Raw genomic sequence first — 19,066 nt, 5'->3', positions numbered from 1 at the left:
GTGTCGGGGTGCGTACGGTGGAACTGGTCTGCTCAGCGGGGTTGGACGCTGCGATCCGGACGGTCTGGAGTCGGTTGGCGGCCGCCAGGTTGCCCAGCCTGGCGCGCAACATCCATCCGACCAACCGGCCGCACCTGACCCTCGCCGCCGTCGACGAGTTCCCGCTCGGCGTCGAACACCGCCTCGCCGAGTTGTTCGACGCCGCGCTGCCGGTGCCTGTCGCGCTCGACCGGGTCGTCGTCCTCGACGGCAGCGCCCCGCTGGTCTGGCTCGTACGACCCACACCGGCGCTGACCGCGCTGCACGCCGCGGTCTGGGACGTCCTCGCCGAGGCCGCTGGGCAGCGCCCCTGGCACGCCCCGGGAGCGTGGGTGCCGCACCTCAGCCTGGCGCTGCGCTTCCGCGACGCGGACCTGCGGCTGGCCCGCGCCGTGACCGGTGGGCAGCGCCCGACGGGCTCGTTCGACGCGGCCCGCAGCTACGACGGCACGGACCGGACGGTGACCCCGTTGACCCGGCCCTCGGCGTGACGTTTGGCGGCCTATGGTGTGGCGATGTCCGAGCAGTGGTCGCTGACCGTCGACTGCGCGCGCCCGCGCGAGCTGGCCGCGTTCTGGTGCCTCGCGCTGGGGTACGTCCCGGCCGCACCACCGGAGGGGTTCACCACCTGGGAGGCGTGGCAGACCCATTTCAAGGTTCCCGAGGACGAATGGGACGACGGGGCTTTCATCGAGGACCCGGACGGCGTCCGGCCCGGTGTGTCGTTCCTGAAGGTGCAGGAGCCGAAGGTGGTCAAGAACCGCATGCACTTTGACATCCACGCTGGCGGCGGCCGGCAGGAGCCGTTCGAGGTGCGCTGGCCGCGGGTCCAGGTGGTGGTGGACACGTTGGTGGCTGCGGGCGGGGCCGTGCTCCGCGTGGACGAACTCGATGGGACGCCCGACCACGTGACGATGGCCGACCCGGAGGGCAACGAGTTCGACGTCCTCTAGGCCGTCGTGTCGCACAGTTGGTCGTGCGCAGTCAGTTGCCACCACCGCCGTCGCCGCCCCCGCCACCGAACTCGCCACCGCCTCCGCCACCGCCTCCGCCGCCGCTCTCGCCGCCGGCGTACCCGTGACGGCCGTCGTTGAAGGGCAAGTCGCCGCGAATGCCGCGCGGCTTGGGTCGCTTACCCGGCACCCCGAGGTGTTGCAGGCAGATCCGGTTGGTGGCCGGGAAGCATTCGCCACGGCCCCCGCAGTCGGCCAGGTAGCGGTTGCCGTCCGGGATGCCGAGCTCCTGGTCCACGCGGAACAGCAGGGGAAGGCCGGTCGGGCCGCAATCCTCGTCCCGGCGACCGTGGCTCAGCGTGGCCAGCAGCGGGGCGCCGCCTGTCGCGGACCCCGCCTGGTGGGGCAGGAGACGCCCGAACGCGGCGTCGCAGAAGGCGGCGTAGTCATGCGTGTGCAGGGTCAGTTCCCGCCACAGCTCGCCCACGACCACCGACGGCATCGCCAACGTCGCGCCGGTCTGACGGGCGGTGAGCCGGAACCACTGCCGGGTCGCGGTCTCGACGAGCACGAGGTCGTCCTCGCTGAGCTGGGGATACCGATTCCGTAGATGCTCGCGCCCGCTGGCGGGAAACCGTAGGTCGGACACGGCGCGGAGTCGGCGAGGGGTGCGGTCGCTGCGGAACGTCGTCCAGTTCATGCGGCACGTCCATCCGCCCAAGGTGCGAGCGCTAGGGCCCCGACCTGCCGAAGTGGCGTCGCGGCCCCTTCAGGGTAGGGCAGGAGGCCAAGGCCGCGCTCAACGAGGAAATGGATCTTCTCGAACAGGCGGCCCCCGCCCGCTCCCGGCGGGACCTACTCTCGCCAGCCGGTCAGTTCCACTCCCTTGACCAGCTCTACCCGGAAACCGATGGCGATCTCACCGCTGTCGCCCGGGGCGAGCGACAGCCGCCAGGTCAGCTCGCCCAGCTCCGTACGCTCCGTCGGCGCCGGTGCCAGGTTCGTCTCCCGCACCACCACCGCCTCGTCGCGGGAGACCGGCAACTGGTCGCGTACCTCGACCGTCGCCGGCCGCGGCGTGTGGTTGGCGACGGTGATCCGGTAGTCCACCTCCCGCCGTCGCGTCGACCCGAGCGTCGCCTTGGTCTCCGAGCGCCGGTGCAGCTTCCGCTCCACCCGCAGCCGGTCGTCGACTCCGAGCCCCAGCTCGATCTCCTCGCCCGGCGCCCACGTCGGCAGTTCGGTGGCCGCGACGAAGTCGGCGCCGTGGAACACCGCCGCCGGACCGGGCAGCATCGTGTGATCCGACGTGTTGCGTACCGTGGCACGCAGGTGCGCCTCGGCCGCGCGGACCGGCACGGTCACGTGGTCCAGTCGGGCCGGCAGCTCCAGCACGGCGATGGTGGCTCGGTGCGCGCTGCCGTCGGCCCGCACCGCTGCCGGACGGGCCGGCCGATAGGTGGCCGCGCTGACGCCCTGCTCGACCTGGGCGACGCTCTCCTTCATCCGGGGCAGGGGCGCTGCGGACCGGGCCGGTGCCCCGCCCGGCGCCGGGGGCGACATTCCGGCAGGCACGGCCATCCCTGCGAGCCCGACGGGCTCCGGCCGGAACCGGTCGAGATACCAGGGCGACAATTCGGGTACGCCTGTCACCGCGGCGGGCCGGGCGGTGGAGAGCCGCAGCTCGCACTCCGGCCAGTCCTCCCCGGTGTTCTGACTGACCAACCCGAACCAGGTGACGGTCACGGTGTCCTCGACCAGCCGCAGGTCATAGGAGGGCCGCCACACCGCGCCGTCGACCAGGTAGGTCAGCTCCAGCTCCAACTCCGCGTCGTCGGCCGCCACCGAGACCGTCACCTCGGCGGCCAACCGGTCCGGCGTCCGTTTGCCGCGTGCGGCTTTGAGGTCGCGCTCGACCGCGGCCAGCTCCGCGGCCAGGTCGGTGCGCCGCCGAGACAGCCCGCGCCGCCGGCCGCGTGACTCGGCGAGCTGACCGGCCACCGCGTCGGTGAAGGCCGCCACGTCGGTCGGCGCCGCGTCGCCGGAGGCCAACGCCCGGGCGTACGTGCCACCGGCGCGCTCGGCCAACCGGGTGAGGAACTCCCCGCGCTGGTCCTCGATTCCGTCCGCGTCCACGACCTCGGCCAACTCGTCGGCCAGCTCGCGGTGTCGCTGTTCGAGGCCGACGATCTGCGCGTCGGCGCTGCGGGCCTGCCGCCAGGTGGTGACGTCCACACCGAGTACCGTGGCCGCGCCCCGACCACCGACCCGGATGGAGTCGCGCCGCAGACCGAGGGGGAGCGGCGCGATGCGTAGACGGTGCTCGCCGGCTGTCAGTCGAGGGTTGCTCCGGCGGGTGACCCGGGCACGGTCCGGGTAGACGGTGACCCCGACGATGGGTGCGGCTATCTCTGTGCTCTCCACGGCGCGAGGGTAGTCCCAGTTCCCTGTCCGGACGGCCCGGAGGTCGCGCCCCCGGGCCGTCCGGAACCGGTCAGCGGTAGAAGCGCAGGTAGTCGAACTCCGCGGTGACCGCCGGTTCGGCGCCGCCATGCGCGACCAGCCCGATCCGGGGAGTGGTGTCGGCCGGGAACGTCCACACCGCACCCCACGTCCAGGTACGTCCGTCGCGGCTGGACCCGGCCCGGAACTCGTGCTCCCCGGTGGCCCTGTCGACGTGGTGCGCCAACCGGAGCCAGGTGGTGGTGGCCGGCGTGCCGACGATGCTGCCGCCGTACACCGGCTGGCCGGCGAAGGGCAGCTCGTAGCCGTACTCGACCTGGCGGGTGTTCCAGATCGCCACCTGGGTCAGGCGGGCGAACCTGTCGTCGTCGACATAGGCGACCAGGCCGGCCTGCTGGTAGTTGCGGACGGTCTCCTCGCCCAGGTCCAGCGTCACAGTGGTCTCGGCGACGTAGTCGCCGCTCGGGGCGTCGCGCAGCAGCACGCCTGCCGTGTTGCCGGTGCCGGTCAGGTCGGCGGCCTGCACGGGCCAGCGCAGCGCCCCGTCGGCGACGGTGGCGGCCGGGTCCGCGCGTACCCACTGCCAGCGGTCGTCCAGCCCGTCGCCGAACTCGTCCGAGTACGCGGCGAGGCGGGGGCCGACCCGGGGCTCGGGCACCGCCCGTTTCGCGGGCTGGTACAGCCGCGCCACGCTGACGTTGTCGAACACGGCCGTTCCGCCGCTGGCCGTCAGTCCGGGTCGGCCGGCGGTCGGGCGGTCCAGCCGCAGCGACACCACGGCGAGCTGGTCACCGAGGCGGGCGGGGCTCAGCTCGGCGGTGAGCTGCTGTCCGCGTACCTCGATGGCCAGGTTGTGTCGGTTGCCCAGGTCGAGCCCGGCGGGCAGCGGCGTGCTGGCCTGGCGGCGGCCGTCGCGGGCGACCAACCGGCCGGTGGCCGCGTCCACCCGGACCTCGACCCGGTCGCCGAGGCTGACCCCGGCGCTTGTCGCGCCGGTGAGCCGCAGGTCGGCCTCCGCGCGCACGTCCGGGCCCACAGTGGTACGGCTGGTGAGCGCGCCGCTGCCGTCGAGCCGGCCCTCGGTGACCCGCCACTGGCCGGCGCGCTGCCAGTCGGCGAGGCTCGCGGTGTCGAAGCGCTCGTCCACACGACCGGTCGTGACAGGCGCGGGTCGGGCGCCCTCGGACGGGCCGGCGCCGGCGTTCACCGTCGGCCAGCCGTCGATCCAGTCCAGCCGGTCGAGCAGCATCGGCCGCTCGTTGATGCCGAAGGGCTCGTCGAGGTACGGGTCGGCGCGGTCGATGGCGTGGTAGGCGATCCAGTCCTGGCCGGACAGGTCGGTGAGGAACCCGTTGTGCCCGGTTCCGATCCAGCGGTTGCCGTTCTGGGTGAGCACGGGCGTGCCGCCGGCCCGGGACGCGGTCAGGGCGACGCCCCCGCGGTCGGTGAACGGGCCGCGAGGGCCGCGCGCACGCCCGACCTGGACGGAGTAGCCGGTGGCCGGGCCGGCGCAGCAGTTCGCCGTGGACGCGAACAGGTAGTACCAGCCGTCGTGGCGCAGCACGTAGCTGCCCTCGAACTTGTTGTCGATCGCCACCGGCGTCGACGCGCCTGCCGCGCGCAGGCCGTCCGGGCTGAGTTCGGTGACCGAGATGCCGCCGTAGTAGCTGCCGTAGTAGAGGTAGGCGCGGCCGTCGACGTCGGTGAACTGGCTCGGGTCGATGGTCCACAGCCAGCCGCCACCGCCGCCGGGACGCGGGGCGACGACGGGCTCGTCGGCGAAGGTCCACGGCCCGGTCGGGGTGGGGGCGGTCGCCGCGCCGATGGCGTAGTCGCTGCCCTCGGTGGAGACGGTGGTGTCGGTGACCGTCACGTACATGACCCAGCGGTCGCCCAGGCGGCGCACGTCGGGCGCCCAGTACGCCGCTCCGGACGCCGCGTAGGGCGGGCGCTGGTCGGGGCCGAACGCGTCGCCGACGAACGTCCAGTGGACCAGGTCGGCCGAGCGGGCGGTGGGCACCCGGTGGAACGCGTGCTCGCCCTCGCGCAGCGGGTCGGTGGTGCCGTAGGCGTACCAGAAGCCGTCGTCGCCCCGGACGACGACCGGGTCGGCGAAGGTGTCGCCGACGTCGGCGGAGATCGGGTTGCGGTAGCGGGACGCGCCGTCGGATCCGGCGGCCGACGTGGACGGGGGCACGGCCAGGAGCAGACCGAGCACGGCGGCGAGCGCGCCACCGCGGCGGAGATGTCGCATGTGGACCTGCCTCGGGGGAGTGGGCGGTGTCTCCTCCGTTCTTACAACGTTGGATACAACGTTGTAAAGGTTTGCGCCGCACGACGTGAGCTCCACAGGGCCGCACCCCGCCTCCCGCTGCCGTCGAGGGCGGCCCCGCCCGGGCGTGCCCTTCCGGGGTAGATCGGAGAAATGTTCGGTCTGTGCCCGGTCCCGATGATTACGGTGTGTTCAGGGCGATCTACCCAGCGCCGTGACCGGAGAAGGGACCCCGTCATGCGAGTGCCCAGCCGTAGTCCGGGCCAGCAGCCCGGACCGCCCGCGTCGCCCACCGCCCCCGCCCGCCGCAGGCCGCCCAGCACGGCCGCCCGCCAGCTGCCCGCCGCCCCGCCCGACCTCGCCGCCTACCGCGCGGCCGTGGCCGACCTGCTGGTCGAGGTGGGCGCCCTGGCCGACGCGGCCAGCGCCCGGGCCCGCCAGGTGCTCATCGACGAGCGGCTGCGCGAGCCGGCCCTGGCGGCCGTGCTCGACGCCACCCCGCAGGGCCTGCTCGGCGCGCGCGAGACGTTGCTGCTGGAGATGGCTCGCTACCAGCCGAACGACCGCACCTCCGCCCGGGACCTCACCGCGCTGGTCCGGATCTACCTGCTCTCCCGCATCGACGTGCTGTGGTGGCAGAACGCCCCGATCTTCGTCACCGACGACCAGGTCAACGGCAGCACGGACCTCGTCGACCTGGAGTGGCTGCGCCGTCGGGATCTGCTGCGCTTCCGGTACCAGCAGCAACCCGCAACCCTCCTGGGCCGCGCCGCGCGCGGACTGCGTCGGCGACTGCGACCCGACGCGAGCCCGCGCACCGCCGGACTGCTGTTCCGTCGTGCCCGCCGGGAGGTGGTGGCCCTGCTCAACGAGCTGGGCCGGGAGTTCGCCGCCGCCACGCCACCGGCCACCCCGCCGCTGTGGGTGACAAGCCTCGTACGCAGCACCGAACACCAGTACCGGCTGCGTCGCCTGGGCTACGCCGCGATGCTGCCCAGCGGGCACTGCCTCGGCTACTCGGCGGACGTCGAGCTGGCCTGGTTCGAGCGGTTCGGCGCGCGCGACACCCTCGCGGAGCTGCTGCTGGCCCGCCAGGACGCCGGCGAGCTGAACGTGATCGACGAGGGACAGGCGTGGCACCTGTGTCTCGCGCCCGCCGCCCGGCGTCGTCTGCGCCGGGCGTACGAGGCCGAGATGGGGGTCTGAGCCCGTGTGCGGCATCGCGTTGAGCCTCGGCCCCGAGGCCGACCCGGCGACCTTCCGGCGGATGCTCGCCGTCCTCGCCCCGCGCGGCGAGGTCACCGAGACCCGCTCCGAGCGCGGGCTGCTCGCCGGCACCCGCCGACTGCGCGTCGTCGACCGGGACCGGGCGGTGCAGCCCTGGACCTCGACCGACGAGCGCTGGCTGCTCTGCTTCAACGGCGAGATCTTCAACCACCGGGAGTTGCGCGCGCAGCTCGCCCGGCTCGGGCAGGCGTTCCGCACCGACAGCGACACCGAGGTGCTGCTGGCCGCGTTCCAGCAGTGGGGCGAGTCGGCCGTGACGCGGCTGCGCGGCGAGTACGCCTTCGCGATCGTCGAACGCGCCACCGGCAGGGCGTACCTGGCCCGGGACCCGCTCGGGGTGAAGCCGCTGTACTGGTCCCGGCGACCCGGCTGCCTGTACCTCGCCTCCGAGGTGAAGGCGCTCGTCGGGCACCACGCCCCGGTCGCCGAGGTGCCGCCCGGACACCACGGCTGGGCCGAGCCCGACGGGCCGGTGCGGCTGCGCCCGTACGTCGACCTGCTCACCATCGGCGCAGGCTTGCCGGTCATCGACGACCCGGACGAGGCCACACTGCTCGTCCGCGCCGCCCTGACCGACGCCATCCGGATGCGGGTGGAGACCGACCTGACCGTCGGGGTGGTGCTCTCCGGCGGGCTGGACAGCTCGTTGACGCTGCGGCAGGTGCGTGACATCCACCCGGACTGCGTGGCCGTGACCGTCGGCGTGCCGGACAGCCCCGACGTGGCGTACGCCCGGCGGCTCGCCGCCGACCTCGACGTGCCACACGTGGTGGTCGAGCTGCGCCCCCGCGACATCCGGCTGGCGGACGTGCGCGAGGCCATCCGGATCTCCGAGCTGACCGAGTACGGCGACATCATCAACGCCGTCGTCTCGGTGCCGATCTTCCGGCGACTGCGCGACCTGGGCGTCAAGGTGGTGCTCACCGGCGACGGCTCCGACGAGCTGTTCGGCGGGTACCCCATGTACCGCCAGGTCGACCCGATCGCGTCGCGTCGGCTGTTCCTGCACCGCATCCGCAACCTGTGCCGTACGGAGTTGCAGCGGGTCGACCGGACCGCCATGGCGCACGGGGTGGAGGCGCGGGTGCCGTTCCTCGACCTCAGCGTGGTGGAGTTGGCGATGCGTCTGCCGCTGGATCTGAAGGTGCGCGACGGGCAGGAGAAGTGGATCGTGCGGCGGGCGTTCGCCGACATGCTGCCCGACTACGTCCTGCGCCGGCCGAAGAACCCCATGTCGTACTCCACCGGGCTGCACGAGCGGGTCCGGCTCTACAAGCCACTGTTCGCCCGGATGCACAGGTCGTTCGGCTACGACCTGCTGGAACCGGTCCGCCGGGATTTCGACACCGTGCTCAGTCGCTGCGGTAACGACCTGGACCGGGCCATCGCCGACGGGATGAACCGGCCCGACTACACAGTCCTGGAACACGCCCGCGACCTGGTCGGGGCGGCGAAGTGGAACGCCGCGCCGATGGTCCGCCGGCTGGTCGGCCCGCGACCCCCTCGCCGCTGAACCCTCTCGATCACGCTTGACTCTGACACCGTGTCAGGGACGAGCGTGAGGGGATCATGTTCACCATCGGAGACTTCGCCCGACTGGGCCGCGTGTCGGTACGGATGCTGCGCCACTACGACAGCATCGGCCTGCTCCGCCCGGCCAGCGTCGACGCGCACACCGGCTACCGCTTCTACCGGGCGGACCAACTGCGTCGGCTCAACCGGGTGATCGCCCTCAAGGACCTGGGTCTCACCCTGGACCAGGTGCGGGCGATCCTGGACGACGCCGTCGACGTGGCCGAGCTGCGGGGGATGCTGCGGTTGCGTCGCAGCCAGCTCACGGCGCAACTGGCCGCCGACACCGCCCGGCTCGCGGCCGTCGAGGCGAGGCTCCGGATGATCGAATCGGAGGGTCGAATGACCACCCAGGACGTCGTACTCAAGAAGATCGCGCCGGTGCGCGTCGCGGAGCTGACCGCCGTCGCGCCCAGCTATGCGAGCCAGGACATCGGCCCGGTGATCCAGCCGCTCTACCCGGAGCTGTTCCGCAGGCTGGCCGAGGTCGGGATCACGCCGACGGGCCCGGCCATCGCCTGGTACGAACCGGTCGCCGACGACGACGGCGACGCGGTGGTCGTGCACGCCGGGGTGACAGTCGGCGCCGGCGTGTCGGCACTTCCCGACCTGGCGGTACGGGACCTGCCGGCGGTGGGCACTGCCGCGACGATCGTCCACCATGGCTCCATGGACGACGTCGAGCAGAGCATCGAGGTGCTCGCCCGGTGGATCGAGGAGAACGGTTACCGCACCGACGGATTCGCCCGCGAGGTGTATCTGGAGTACGGCCAGGACGCCCCGGAGCAGGGCGTCACCGAACTCCAGCTCATCGTCGACCGCGCCTGACCGTCGCGCTGCCGTCGCGTCCTCGTCAAAAGGACGCGACGGCAGTCGGGTTCCGGACAGCCCGTGCGTTCAGGGGGACGGTTTCCCGCAGCGCGCATGGCCTCTGAGCTGGGAAAACTGCTAGAACCGCAATAGATACGTCGCGCGATACGCGAAAGTCGTTTCGCGAGCGACGGATCGCGTCTCTACCAGTCGCCCTGCGGCCGGGGGCACCAGGCGTGTGGCCACCGTGGATGGACCCGGTCGCCCGCCTTCTTCCTCCATCCGTTGTGGGCCTCGTCCCCCGGAGAGGGAGAACATCGATGTCCCCACTGCTCCGCGCCCGTCCACGGGTTGTCACCGCGTGCGCCGCCATCCTGGCGTTGCTCGTCAGCCTGCTGGTCGCCCCCACGGCGGCCTCGGCCCGTGCCCCGAGCCGTACACCCACAGCCGCGTCCGCGCCGGTCACCGCGCCGGCCGCCGCCCTGGAGCGGGTGGCCGTGGCAGCCGCCCCGGCGCAACCACCTGCCGCTCCGGCGACGCCCACCGCGTCCTGGCGGGCGGGCACCGCGACCGTGCACTGGAAGGCGCCCGCCGACCACGGCGCCGCCCTCACCGGCTACGTGGTCACCGCCTACCGCAACGCCAAGAAGGTGAAGACGGCGACCTTCGACGCGTCGAAGACCAGCCAGAAGGTCGAGGGTCTGACCGCCAAGGGCACCTACACCTTCACCGTCGCCGCGAAGAACGCCGAGGGCACCGGCCCGGCCAGCAGGGCGTCCAAGGGCGCCAAGATCATGGCCCTGCCCGGCGCGCCGACCATCATCGCGGTCACCGCCGACACCGCCACGGCTCTGATTAGCTGGAAGCCCGGCCCGAACGGCGGGTCACCTATCACCGGCTACATCGTCACCCCGTGGGTCAACGGCGTACGGCAGCCGGCCCAGACCTTCGGGGCGGCCACCACCAACACGGTCACCGGGCTGTTCCCCACCACCGCCTACCGCTTCACGGTGGCGGCCCGCACCGCCGAGGGCACCGGTCCCGAGTCCGTCCTGTCGGACGAGGTGATCGCGAACGTCTCGCCGACGCTGCTGTTCGACCACCCGAACGACGCGACGGTCGGGATCGCGTACACCGCCACCCTGAACATCACACACGGCGTGCCGCCCTACACCTGGAGCGTCGACTCGGGCACCCTGCCGCCCGGCATTTTGCTGAACCCCGTCACCAACGGCATCTCCGGCGTGCCGACCACCGCGGGGGTCTACCCGGTGGTGATCCGGGTCGTCGACGCGGACGGCGAGACCGGCACCCGGCTGATCACCCTGGTGGTCAACAAGGCGCCGATCCTGAGCTTCCCGGCGCCGCCGCTGGGTGAGGTCGACGCGCCCTACTCCGAGCAGCTCAACGTGATTGGCGGCACCGGGCCGTTCACCTGGTCCCTGCCTTCCGGGTCGCTTCCGCCCGGGCTGACCCTCGACCCGACGACCGGCCTGCTGTCCGGCCGGCCGACAACTGTCGGCGCGTACCCGTCGACGGTGCGGGTGACCGACGCCAACGGCTTCGCCGCCAACCGGGCGATCCGGATCCTGATCCAGCCCAAGAGCGTGGCCACGCTGAGCGTGTCCACAAATGCCATCAACTTCGGCAGCTCGGTGCAGTTCCAGGTCATCGTCGGCCCCGGCGTCGCCGAGGGCAGCGTGACCCTCATCGACGAACTGCCCAACGGGGTGGAGACCCCACTGGGCACCTTCCCGCTGAACCTGAACGTGGCCACCTTCCAGGTCTACGTGCCGGCGTTCGGGCACAACCAGTTCCGGGCGCAGTACGACGGGACCGGCCCGCTGGGCGAGGCGGTGTCCAACGAGGTCGCCATCGAGGTCTCGGCCGCACCCCGCCAGCTGGTCATCGACCAGTTCGCGCAGTCCGGCATCAGCGGCATCGCCGACCAGTTCGTCTCCATCGTCAACGGCACGGCGATCAACCTGCCGATCGCCGGGTTCAAGGTCGAGGCGCCCGGCGGACTGTCCGTCACCATCCCGGGCAGCGCGCGGCCGCTGCCGCCCAAGCGGGGCTACCTGATCGCGGCCACCAATTACTCCCTGTTCAATATCCAACCCGACCTCATCGTCCCTACTCTCGGCCAGGGCGGCTTCCGGCTTGTCGCACCGGACGCCGCGCACACGGTCACCGACCGGGCCGGGTCGACAGCGGGCTTCTCCGAGGGCCCGCCCCTGCCCGCCTTCAACTCGCCGCCGTTCGTCCCCTACGCCTGGAACCGCCTGCGCATCGGGGGCAACCTGAAGGACACCGCCAACAACGTGGCCGACTTCCGGCTGGTCGCCACCGTGCTCGGGCCGATCAACGGGGTCCCGTCCACACTTGGTAGTCCGTCACCGCAGAACACGCTGGGCACCTACCAGCAGAACGCGGCGGTGCAGTCGACGCTGTTCGACCCGAACGTGGCCGTGTCGGCAGCGCCGAACCGGGTCCGCACCGCGACCAGCCTGGTGATCCGCCGGACACTTACCAACAGGTCGTCCGCGCCGATCACCCAGGCCCGCATCCGGATCACGTCGGTGAGCGCGGAGAACGGCGCACCGTACCCCGGTGGGTCGTCGCCGGCGGTGCACTCCAACCTGCGGTTGGTCAACCCGACCAACGCGACCACCTCGATCACCATCAGCGACGGCCGGACGTTGCTGGTGCGCAACCTGTCCATGGACACGCCGGCCACCAGCCCGCCGGGTGGTGGGCTGGGCACCACCCTGACGATCCCCATCGACCTGGGTGGGCTCGCGCCGGGCGCGTCGATCCACATCGCGCTGACCCTGGCGGTGGACACACCCGGATCGTGGTGGCTGGCGTACGACGTCGACGCGCTCGGCGGGGGCGTCGTCCCCACTGTCGCGGCGTCGGCGAAGGGCGAGAAGGCGGCCAAGCAGCGCGCGGCGGAAGCCAAGCGGCTGAAGGAGTCGCAGAAGCTGACGGTCGACAGCGGCACGCTGCGCTGACGCTCGACAGATGAGGGTGCGGGTGGCGCGTCACCACGAGCGCCACCCGCACCGTGTCCGTGCCAATGGTCGTTGACCAGCGCATGAACGGGGGAACCATGCCCACATCCGGCCGAGCGGCGTACGGGCTGCGGGTGCACGGGTTGGACGAGGTCGCCGACCTCCCACCGGCCGACGACGCCGCCCTGGACTGGCCCGCGGTGCGGGTCGGTCAGTGCGACACACCCCCACCACCGCCGGTGCCGTTGGACGACAGGCGGGGCACGAGGGTCCTCGCCGACGGGCGTACCCTCGCCGTCGACCGGGAGCACGGCACCGCCACCTTCTACGGGCCGCCGCTGACCCCGGACGTGCTGGCCCACCCCTACCTCGCGCCGGTGGCGACCACGGTCAACAGGTGGGCCGGGCGGGAGGCGTTCCACAGTGGCGCGTTCGTTCTGGCCGGTCGCGCCTGGGCGGTGCTCGGCCCGCGTACCGCAGGCAAGAGCAGCCTGCTCGCGGCCCTGGCCGCGCGGGGTGTGCCGGTGCTGACCGACGACATCCTGGTGACCGACGGCGTCGACGCGTTCGCCGGCCCGCGCTGCGTCGACCTGCGGCAGCCCGTGCCGGGAGTGACGCTGCCCACCCGGCGGGTGCGGGCCGGTGACCGGCTGCGGGTCGGGCTGCCTCCGATTGCGCCTCGCGTTCCGCTCGGTGGCTGGCTGTTCCTGCGCTGGGGCGCGGCGGTGGGCCTGACCCGGCTGCCGCAGGCCGTCCTGCTGGCCCGGCTCGCCGGCCTGCGGTCGTTCGGCGAGTTGCCGTCCGATCCGGTGGCGCTGTTGTCGATCGCGGCCCTGCCGGGATGGGACCTGACCCGGCCACGCGACTGGGCCGTCCTGGACGACACCCACCGACTGCTCGCCGAGACGATCGCCGCCAGCCGAGCCGTGGGGTCGGTCCGATGACCGGTGTGTCGGAGGCGGTGCGCTGTCTGAGCCTCGACGCGGCCGCCGTGACCCTCAGCGCGGCACTGGCCGAGCGCGGCGTCGACACCGTCCTGCTCAAGGGCGCGGGGCTGGCCCGCCGGCTGGGCCAGGAGCGGCACCGCGTCTACACCGACGTCGACCTGCTGGTCGCCCCGGAGTCGTTCGACCGTGCGCAGGCGGCACTTGCCGACCTCGGCTGCCGCAGCGCCCTCCCCGAGGGTCGACCCGACCACCGCTCGCACTGGTACGAGCGACCGTGGCTGCTGCCCGGCCCGCTGGCCCTCACCGTCGACCTGCATCGCGGCTTCCACGGGGTGGGCGATCCCGAGGCGCTCTGGGCGGTGCTGTCCGCCTCGGCGGAGCACATCGCGCTGGCCGGCGGCACGATCGCCGTACCCGACGAGGCGGGAGCGGCTCTGCTGGTGGCGCTGCACGCCGCCGCGCCGGGGTTGTCCGACCGGCCGCGCGCCGATCTGGCGCGGGCCGTGGAGGTCCTTCCCGCCGAGACCTGGCGGGCGGCGGCCGATCTCGCCGAGCGGACCGAGGCGGTCGCGTCGTTCGCTCTCGGTCTGCGCCTCATCCCGGCCGGCGCGGCCCTGGCCGCCACGCTGGCCCTGCCCGGGCCCGGCTCGGCGGCGCTGTGGCTGCGGGCCCACCGGGCATCTCCCGGTGCGGTGGCGCTGGCCCAGCTCGCCGAACTGCCCACGGTGCGCGGCCGGCTGCGGCACCTCGGGCCGCGACTGTTCCCGACGTCGGCGTCGATGCGTCACGCCAGTTCGCTGGCCCGGCGCGGCCGGGTCGGGCTGCTGGTGGCGCACCTCACCCGACTGGCCCGCAACGCCGGGCGGCTCCCGGCCACGCTGGGAGAGGTGCGCGAGGCCCGACGCCGCAACCGCGGCTGACCGTGCCCGGCTGATCCCGCCCGGTGCCGGCCTCGTGCGTCACGGCCGCACCTCCACGCCGATGTCGGACCCCGTGGGCCCGGCGCCGCCGGCCTGCTCGGCGGGGTACGCGGCCAGCCAGAGCTGTTGCACCAGGCTGGCCGTGCCGCCGGGGATCGGCCAGCGCGACCACAGGTCCCGCAGCCGGTCCGGGTCCACCAGGTCGGTGTCGGTGCCGGTGCCGTCCCACGACCGGACGAACTCCCGCGTCGGCTCCCGCAGGAACACGTCACGAAACCGTGCCTTGCGGCGCGGCGCGATGACCTCGGCCGGCAGGGCGTCCCCGACGATCTCCGCGAGCAGCGCGTCCCGCCCCACCCCCTGCCGATCGCCGCCGCAGTGCGCCACCGCGGCCAGGAACCCCTCGTCGAGCAGTGGCTGGATCGCCGCGGCCTGGTGATCGCCGGCCATCCTGGACAGCGCCGAGCAGGTCAGCAGCAGGTCTCGACGGCGAGCGTGCCAGGCGATCCGGTGTCGCAGCCGGCGCGGTTCGGCGCGCTCCTCGGCCCGGTGCGCCCGCTGCACGTCGCGGGCCACCTCGGGGCGCAGCCACCCGAACTGCTCCACCGGCCCCTGCCGCGTCCGCAGGTCGTGACGCAGCCACCAGAGTCGGGCGCGCAGCGAGGTCGCCGGTAGGCGGCGCCACCCGGCCAGGATCTGGTCCCCGCCGCCGCCGGTGAGCAGCGAACCGCCGGCGGCCAGCTCGGCGAGGGGCAGGTGCAGGTGCAGGTTGACCGGATGGACCACCCCGTACCGGCGCAGCAGCCGGCGGGCGACAGGCCCCACCAGATCCAGCTCGTCGTCGGCCCGCAGGATCTGCAAGGAGCCGTCCAGACGTAGTGCCCGGATCACCCGTTCCTGCCAGTCGGACTCGTCGGCCCGGGGCGCCCCGGCGAACCGCCAGGTGACCGGGACCGGGTCGGGCAGGCCCTCCCGACGGGCGGCACGGACGGCGACCGCCAGGACCAGCGACGAGTCCAGTCCGCCGGAGAAGCTGACCACGCACGGCGGTCGGGCCAGGCCGGGCAGCACGGCGGCGTCGAGCGCGTCGAGCGGGTCCGGCAGGCCGGTGGGCGTCTGTCGACGCGGCAAGGGCGAGCCGGTCGGCGTGGGCCGACGTGGCGGACCGACACCCAGCACCGTTCCGGTGGAGATGTCGAACGAGGTCGGACGGAGCACTGTCACCTCAGTCGCGTTTCAGGGTGCCCCGGCGGGCAGCGAGGCGCAGCGCCCGGCCGAAGGCCCAACTCGCCATCGGCAGCAGGAGGGCGGTGGCCCCCAGCAGCGCGGCGGCCGACCCGGCCCAGTGACCGCCGGTGAGGGCGGCGCGCAGGCCGTCCAGGGCCATCCGGCTGGGCAGCACCGCAGTCAGCGTCGGCAGCGGGCCGGGGAGCTCGGACACCGGAAAGTACGTGCCGGACACGAAGGACAGCCCGACGACGACGAGACGAGCGGCGCCGTCGCCGTGCCCGAGCGCGATGGTGAACGCCGCCAACCCGATACCGACGCCCATCATGGCCGCGCTGCCGGCGACAAGCACCACCGTCACACCCCACCAGTCGGCGTGCTCGGTGCGCAGGCCGAGCACCGTGGCGAGGATCGCCAGGTAGACGCCGGAACGCAGCAGCACGAACAGGAACGGGTAGCCCGCCGTCCCGATGGCCAGCGCGGAAACCGGGACCGGTTGCGCCGCCAGCAGCTCCAGGGTTCCGCTGCGCTGTTCCCGGATCACCCGGCCGGTCAGTTGGGTGCTCGCGGCCTGGAGGACGAGCAGGAAGGTGATGCCGACCGCCACGAAGTCGAAGTAGCTGGGCGAGCGGGTCAGGTCGGTGCCGGTGGCCGGCGTCAGCACCCGGGAGATGAACAGGAAGACGACCAGGTTCACGACGCCGAAGGCGACGTCCAGCAGCAGCGGCAGCCGGAACTGACGCGGGTCGCCGAGGTCGCGACGGACCAGCGCGAGGACCATGCCTATCGCGTTGGCCCCATCTGCCCTGCCTCTGCCCGCCCGGCGGCCGGTGGCGCGGGTGGCGGTGACGGCGGTCGGGGTCATGCCGCCGCCGCGAGCGTCAGGGCGGACTGGCACCGGCGTCGGTCGTCGGCGTGGTGCGAGGCGATCACGCAGCTCAGCTCGGGTCGCCGGTCCAGCGCCTGCCACAGCAGCAGCCGGGAGGCGTCGTCGAGCGACCGGCTGGGCTCGTCGAGCAGCAGCAGGGCGGGCGCGCCCACCAGAGCGCGCGCGATGCTCACCCGGGCCCGCATTCCCGCCGAGCAACGCTCCACCGGGACGGTGGCGTAGCCGGTCAGGTCCAGTTCCTGCTCAAGGTCGGCGACGGCCGGGGCCACGGCCCGCCGGGGCAGCCGGAGCCGGGCGACGAGAGCCAGGTTCTCCCGCGCCGACAGTTTCTCGTACAGGCCCTGCTCCGGGGCGAGGCACACACCTGTCAGACGTCTCGCGGGCAGCGAACCGACGGGGTGGCCGCCGACGGTGACCTGTCCGGCGCTGAGGGTCAGCGTGCCGGACAGGCACCGCAGCAATGTGGTCTTGCCGGATCCGTTGCTGCCGCCCAGAAGGACGCGGGCACCCGCGGACACGTCGAGGTCGAGGTCCGTGAAGATCACCCGACGGCCGAACCGACGCTGGGCCCGGCGAACGGACAGCGTCGGCGGTGTTCCCACTGCCGAGGACCGGTCAGAGCGAGCCGTCGCCTCCACCGCCCAGGCCGTCGTCCGGGCCCACCGTGCCGCCCTTGGTCAGCTCGGCGAGGGTGCCGAGGCGCCGGATCGTCGGCGGCCGGTAGTCCGGCACGGCCGTCTCGGTGGTCTCCAGCTCGCGGTGCGCTGTCATGGGTACTCCCTACTCGTATGGGTCCTGACCAGGATAAACGGTCATCGGGCACAGTATGGCGACAACACGACGACAAGGCCGAAAACACGCATCAGCGCCAGGTCCGATCGCCGCCAGCATCGTCGCCGCCACCGGGCCAGGCTGGACGCATGACGACCACCGCCACCTTCCACGTCCACGCCGTGCCGGCCGCCGCGCTCGACCTCGTCCGTCACACCGGCCGCGACGCCGCCGGTCACCCCGTCGAAGCGTGCCTGGCCGGCGGCGGGGAACCGCTGCGCTGTTGTCTGCGCGACGCCGAGGCGGGGGAGGCGCTGCTGCTGTTCGGCTACGCCCCGCCGATCGACGCCGCCGCGTACCGGGAGATCGGGCCGGTCTTCGCGCACGCCGCCGCCTGCCCCGGCCCGGACCACGGCGGCGGCCACCCGCCGGCCTGGCGGGGACGCCCCCAGGTCCTGCGGGCGTACGACCGGGAGGGACGGATCTGCGGCGGCCGGCTGCACGACGGCACCGATCCGGAGGCGGTGATCGCGGAGCTGTTCGCCGACCCGCGGGTGCGCCAGCTGCACAGCCGCAACGTTGTCTACGGCTGCTTCATGTTCGTGGTGGAGCGGGCCGCCGGCTGACGACTGTCAGCTCACCAGCAGCAGCGCGCCGACCGCGGCGATCGTGCCGACGACGGCGAGCAGGGTGCTGGTCAGCACGAAACGTCGCACCGGCACCGCCACCCCGGCCGCCCGGCACCGTTCGAACCACAGCAGGGTGGCCAGCGACGCCCACGGCGCGGCAAGCGGACCGACGTTCGTGCCGATCAGCAGGGCCAGCAGGCGGGTGTGGTCGGCGCTGGGCAGCACCGCCTCACCGGCCAGGTACGCCGGCAGGTTGTTCACCGCGTTGGCCAACAGCGCTCCGGTGCCGCCGGCCCGCAGCGCGCCGGCCGCCCCGCCGTCGGCGCCGACCAGATCGGCGACCAGGTCGTCCAGCCCGTGCCGGCCGAGGGTCTGCACCACCAGGAACAGACCGACGACGAAGAGCAGCAGCCGTACGGGCACCAACTGAGCGCGCAGCGTCGTGGGGGAGCGGACCGCGAAGCCGAGCAGCACCAGCGCGAGCGCGACGCTGGAGGCGAGCCCGATCTCCACCCCGGCCAGGATGCCGGCGACGAAGAGCAGACAGCCGGCCAGCGCGATGCGGTGCAGCACCGGGTCGGCAGGCACGTGCGGTGCCGGCGGGACGAAGCGCCCGCCGGCCGGCCGTTCGCGTCGCCACCAGGCGTACCAGAGCAGCACCATGGTCACCACCACGGCGGCGAGCTGCGGCAGCGCCATCCGTTCGGCGTACGCCAGCGGAGTGAGCCCGACCCGGTCGGCGGCCAGCAGGTTCGTCAGGTTGGACACCGGCAGCAGCAGGCTGGCGGTGTTCGCCAGCCAGACCGTGGTGACGGCGAGCGGCCCGGCCGGGACGCGCAGGCCGCGGGCCAGCGCGAGCAGCACCGGGGTGAGCAGCACGGCAGTGGTGTCGAGGTTGAGCACGAGGGTGGTCACCGTGGCGAGACCACCGCAGAGCAGGAACAGCGCCGCCCAGCGGCCCCGGGAGGCGATGGCCAGCCGGCTGGCCAGCACGTCGAAGACGCCCGCCACGGCGGTCAGCTCGGCCAGCACGATCACGGTGCCGAGGAAGAGCAGCAGCGGCAGGATGCGGTGCAGGGTGGCAGTGGTCTCGGCGCGGGGCAGCAGCCCGCTCAGCGCGCAGGCCGCACCGGCCACCGCGAGGACGACAGCCACCACGTCGAGCGGGTGGGGACGCCAGCGCGCGGTCGGCTCGGGCGGGGCCGGCGGCGCGCCAGCGGCAGACTTCACAGCTGACCACGGTCGCACAGCGCCCGGTCAGCCGGCCGCCAAC

17 protein-coding genes are annotated in these 19,066 nt (G+C 73.3%); 9 read left to right on the top strand and 8 right to left on the bottom strand.

Features of this window, described 5'->3' with window-relative positions; all coding sequences use genetic code 11:
- Window positions 1–8: 8 nt before the first annotated feature.
- Window positions 9–530 (top strand): 2'-5' RNA ligase family protein, encoded by a 522-nt coding sequence (locus tag AB0K10_RS27190; protein WP_363688018.1) that lies wholly within the window; start codon window positions 9–11, stop codon window positions 528–530.
- A gap of 24 nt (window positions 531–554) precedes the next feature.
- Window positions 555–992, top strand: coding sequence for a VOC family protein (locus tag AB0K10_RS27185; RefSeq protein ID WP_363688016.1), 438 nt, complete (start codon window positions 555–557; stop codon window positions 990–992).
- Window positions 993–1,023: 31 nt separating this feature from the next.
- Here the strand turns inward: AB0K10_RS27185 and AB0K10_RS27180 are convergent, their stop codons facing one another.
- From AB0K10_RS27180 to AB0K10_RS27170, 3 genes are all read right to left on the bottom strand, one after another.
- Window positions 1,024–1,692 (bottom strand): hypothetical protein, encoded by a 669-nt coding sequence (locus tag AB0K10_RS27180; RefSeq protein WP_363688014.1) that lies wholly within the window; start codon window positions 1,690–1,692, stop codon window positions 1,024–1,026.
- 155 nt (window positions 1,693–1,847) lie between these two features.
- The gene (locus tag AB0K10_RS27175) at window positions 1,848–3,416 is read right to left on the bottom strand and encodes a DUF4139 domain-containing protein (RefSeq protein ID WP_363688012.1); all 1,569 of its coding nucleotides are present in this window, start codon (window positions 3,414–3,416) and stop codon (window positions 1,848–1,850) included.
- Between the two features lie 70 nt (window positions 3,417–3,486).
- Window positions 3,487–5,709: a family 43 glycosylhydrolase gene (locus AB0K10_RS27170; protein ID WP_363688010.1), complete on the bottom strand. Its 2,223-nt coding sequence runs from the start codon at window positions 5,707–5,709 to the stop codon at window positions 3,487–3,489.
- A gap of 255 nt (window positions 5,710–5,964) precedes the next feature.
- Between AB0K10_RS27170 and AB0K10_RS27165 the strand changes: the two genes are divergently transcribed.
- From AB0K10_RS27165 to AB0K10_RS27140, 6 genes are all read left to right on the top strand, one after another.
- A complete protein-coding gene (locus tag AB0K10_RS27165) occupies window positions 5,965–6,933 on the top strand; it encodes a hypothetical protein (RefSeq protein WP_363688009.1) in 969 nt (322 codons plus the stop codon).
- 4 nt (window positions 6,934–6,937) lie between these two features.
- Window positions 6,938–8,527 (top strand): asparagine synthase-related protein, encoded by a 1,590-nt coding sequence (locus tag AB0K10_RS27160; RefSeq protein ID WP_363688007.1) that lies wholly within the window; start codon window positions 6,938–6,940, stop codon window positions 8,525–8,527.
- A gap of 56 nt (window positions 8,528–8,583) precedes the next feature.
- On the top strand, window positions 8,584–9,414 hold the full coding sequence (locus AB0K10_RS27155) for a MerR family transcriptional regulator (protein ID WP_363688005.1): 831 nt from the start codon (window positions 8,584–8,586) through the stop codon (window positions 9,412–9,414).
- A gap of 302 nt (window positions 9,415–9,716) precedes the next feature.
- Window positions 9,717–12,410: a putative Ig domain-containing protein gene (locus AB0K10_RS27150; RefSeq protein WP_363688003.1), complete on the top strand. Its 2,694-nt coding sequence runs from the start codon at window positions 9,717–9,719 to the stop codon at window positions 12,408–12,410.
- Window positions 12,411–12,508: 98 nt separating this feature from the next.
- Window positions 12,509–13,354: a hypothetical protein gene (locus tag AB0K10_RS27145; protein ID WP_363688001.1), complete on the top strand. Its 846-nt coding sequence runs from the start codon at window positions 12,509–12,511 to the stop codon at window positions 13,352–13,354.
- Window positions 13,351–14,277: a nucleotidyltransferase family protein gene (locus tag AB0K10_RS27140; protein ID WP_363687999.1), complete on the top strand. Its 927-nt coding sequence runs from the start codon at window positions 13,351–13,353 to the stop codon at window positions 14,275–14,277. Before AB0K10_RS27145 ends, AB0K10_RS27140 begins: the two co-directional genes overlap by 4 nt.
- Before the next feature lie 39 nt (window positions 14,278–14,316).
- On the opposite strand, the gene AB0K10_RS27135 is transcribed toward AB0K10_RS27140, so the two are convergent.
- The 4 genes from AB0K10_RS27135 to AB0K10_RS27120 all read right to left on the bottom strand — a co-directional run bounded on the left by AB0K10_RS27135 (window position 14,317) and on the right by AB0K10_RS27120 (window position 17,164).
- On the bottom strand, window positions 14,317–15,501 hold the full coding sequence (locus AB0K10_RS27135; RefSeq protein WP_363687997.1) for an asparagine synthase-related protein: 1,185 nt from the start codon (window positions 15,499–15,501) through the stop codon (window positions 14,317–14,319).
- A gap of 1 nt (window position 15,502) precedes the next feature.
- On the bottom strand, window positions 15,503–16,369 hold the full coding sequence (locus AB0K10_RS27130) for an ABC transporter permease (RefSeq protein WP_363687995.1): 867 nt from the start codon (window positions 16,367–16,369) through the stop codon (window positions 15,503–15,505).
- Window positions 16,366–16,938 (bottom strand): ABC transporter ATP-binding protein, encoded by a 573-nt coding sequence (locus tag AB0K10_RS27125; RefSeq protein ID WP_363687993.1) that lies wholly within the window; start codon window positions 16,936–16,938, stop codon window positions 16,366–16,368. The genes AB0K10_RS27130 and AB0K10_RS27125 overlap by 4 nt, the downstream gene beginning before the upstream one ends.
- 70 nt (window positions 16,939–17,008) lie before the next feature.
- Window positions 17,009–17,164 (bottom strand): lasso RiPP family leader peptide-containing protein, encoded by a 156-nt coding sequence (locus AB0K10_RS27120; protein ID WP_266242711.1) that lies wholly within the window; start codon window positions 17,162–17,164, stop codon window positions 17,009–17,011.
- Between the two features lie 149 nt (window positions 17,165–17,313).
- Between AB0K10_RS27120 and AB0K10_RS27115 the strand changes: the two genes are divergently transcribed.
- On the top strand, window positions 17,314–17,790 hold the full coding sequence (locus AB0K10_RS27115; protein WP_363687991.1) for a DUF1203 domain-containing protein: 477 nt from the start codon (window positions 17,314–17,316) through the stop codon (window positions 17,788–17,790).
- Window positions 17,791–17,796: 6 nt separating this feature from the next.
- Here the strand turns inward: AB0K10_RS27115 and AB0K10_RS27110 are convergent, their stop codons facing one another.
- Entirely contained in the window at window positions 17,797–19,023 is a 1,227-nt protein-coding gene (locus tag AB0K10_RS27110) for an SLC13 family permease (RefSeq protein WP_363687989.1), read from the bottom strand.
- Window positions 19,024–19,066 lie beyond the last annotated feature (43 nt).

Source organism: Micromonospora sp. NPDC049274 (assembly GCF_040678875.1).
Lineage (GTDB): Bacteria > Actinomycetota > Actinomycetes > Mycobacteriales > Micromonosporaceae > Micromonospora.
Note: the sequence above shows the minus strand (reverse complement) of the source record. Positions and strands in the feature narration are given on the sequence as shown.

What these genes read in the sequence shown, in the direction of transcription:
- AB0K10_RS27115 (WP_363687991.1), top strand. Translation starts at nt 17,314, where the DNA reads ATGACGACCACCGCCACCTTCCACGTCCACGCCGTGCCGGCCGCCGCG.
- AB0K10_RS27180 (WP_363688014.1), bottom strand. Translation starts at nt 1,692, where the DNA reads ATGAACTGGACGACGTTCCGCAGCGACCGCACCCCTCGCCGACTCCGC.
- AB0K10_RS27185 (WP_363688016.1), top strand. Translation starts at nt 555, where the DNA reads ATGTCCGAGCAGTGGTCGCTGACCGTCGACTGCGCGCGCCCGCGCGAG.
- AB0K10_RS27155 (WP_363688005.1), top strand. Translation starts at nt 8,584, where the DNA reads ATGTTCACCATCGGAGACTTCGCCCGACTGGGCCGCGTGTCGGTACGG.
- AB0K10_RS27130 (WP_363687995.1), bottom strand. Translation starts at nt 16,369, where the DNA reads ATGACCCCGACCGCCGTCACCGCCACCCGCGCCACCGGCCGCCGGGCG.
- AB0K10_RS27170 (WP_363688010.1), bottom strand. Translation starts at nt 5,709, where the DNA reads ATGCGACATCTCCGCCGCGGTGGCGCGCTCGCCGCCGTGCTCGGTCTG.
- AB0K10_RS27145 (WP_363688001.1), top strand. Translation starts at nt 12,509, where the DNA reads ATGCCCACATCCGGCCGAGCGGCGTACGGGCTGCGGGTGCACGGGTTG.
- AB0K10_RS27140 (WP_363687999.1), top strand. Translation starts at nt 13,351, where the DNA reads ATGACCGGTGTGTCGGAGGCGGTGCGCTGTCTGAGCCTCGACGCGGCC.
- AB0K10_RS27165 (WP_363688009.1), top strand. Translation starts at nt 5,965, where the DNA reads ATGCGAGTGCCCAGCCGTAGTCCGGGCCAGCAGCCCGGACCGCCCGCG.
- AB0K10_RS27120 (WP_266242711.1), bottom strand. Translation starts at nt 17,164, where the DNA reads ATGACAGCGCACCGCGAGCTGGAGACCACCGAGACGGCCGTGCCGGAC.
- AB0K10_RS27150 (WP_363688003.1), top strand. Translation starts at nt 9,717, where the DNA reads ATGTCCCCACTGCTCCGCGCCCGTCCACGGGTTGTCACCGCGTGCGCC.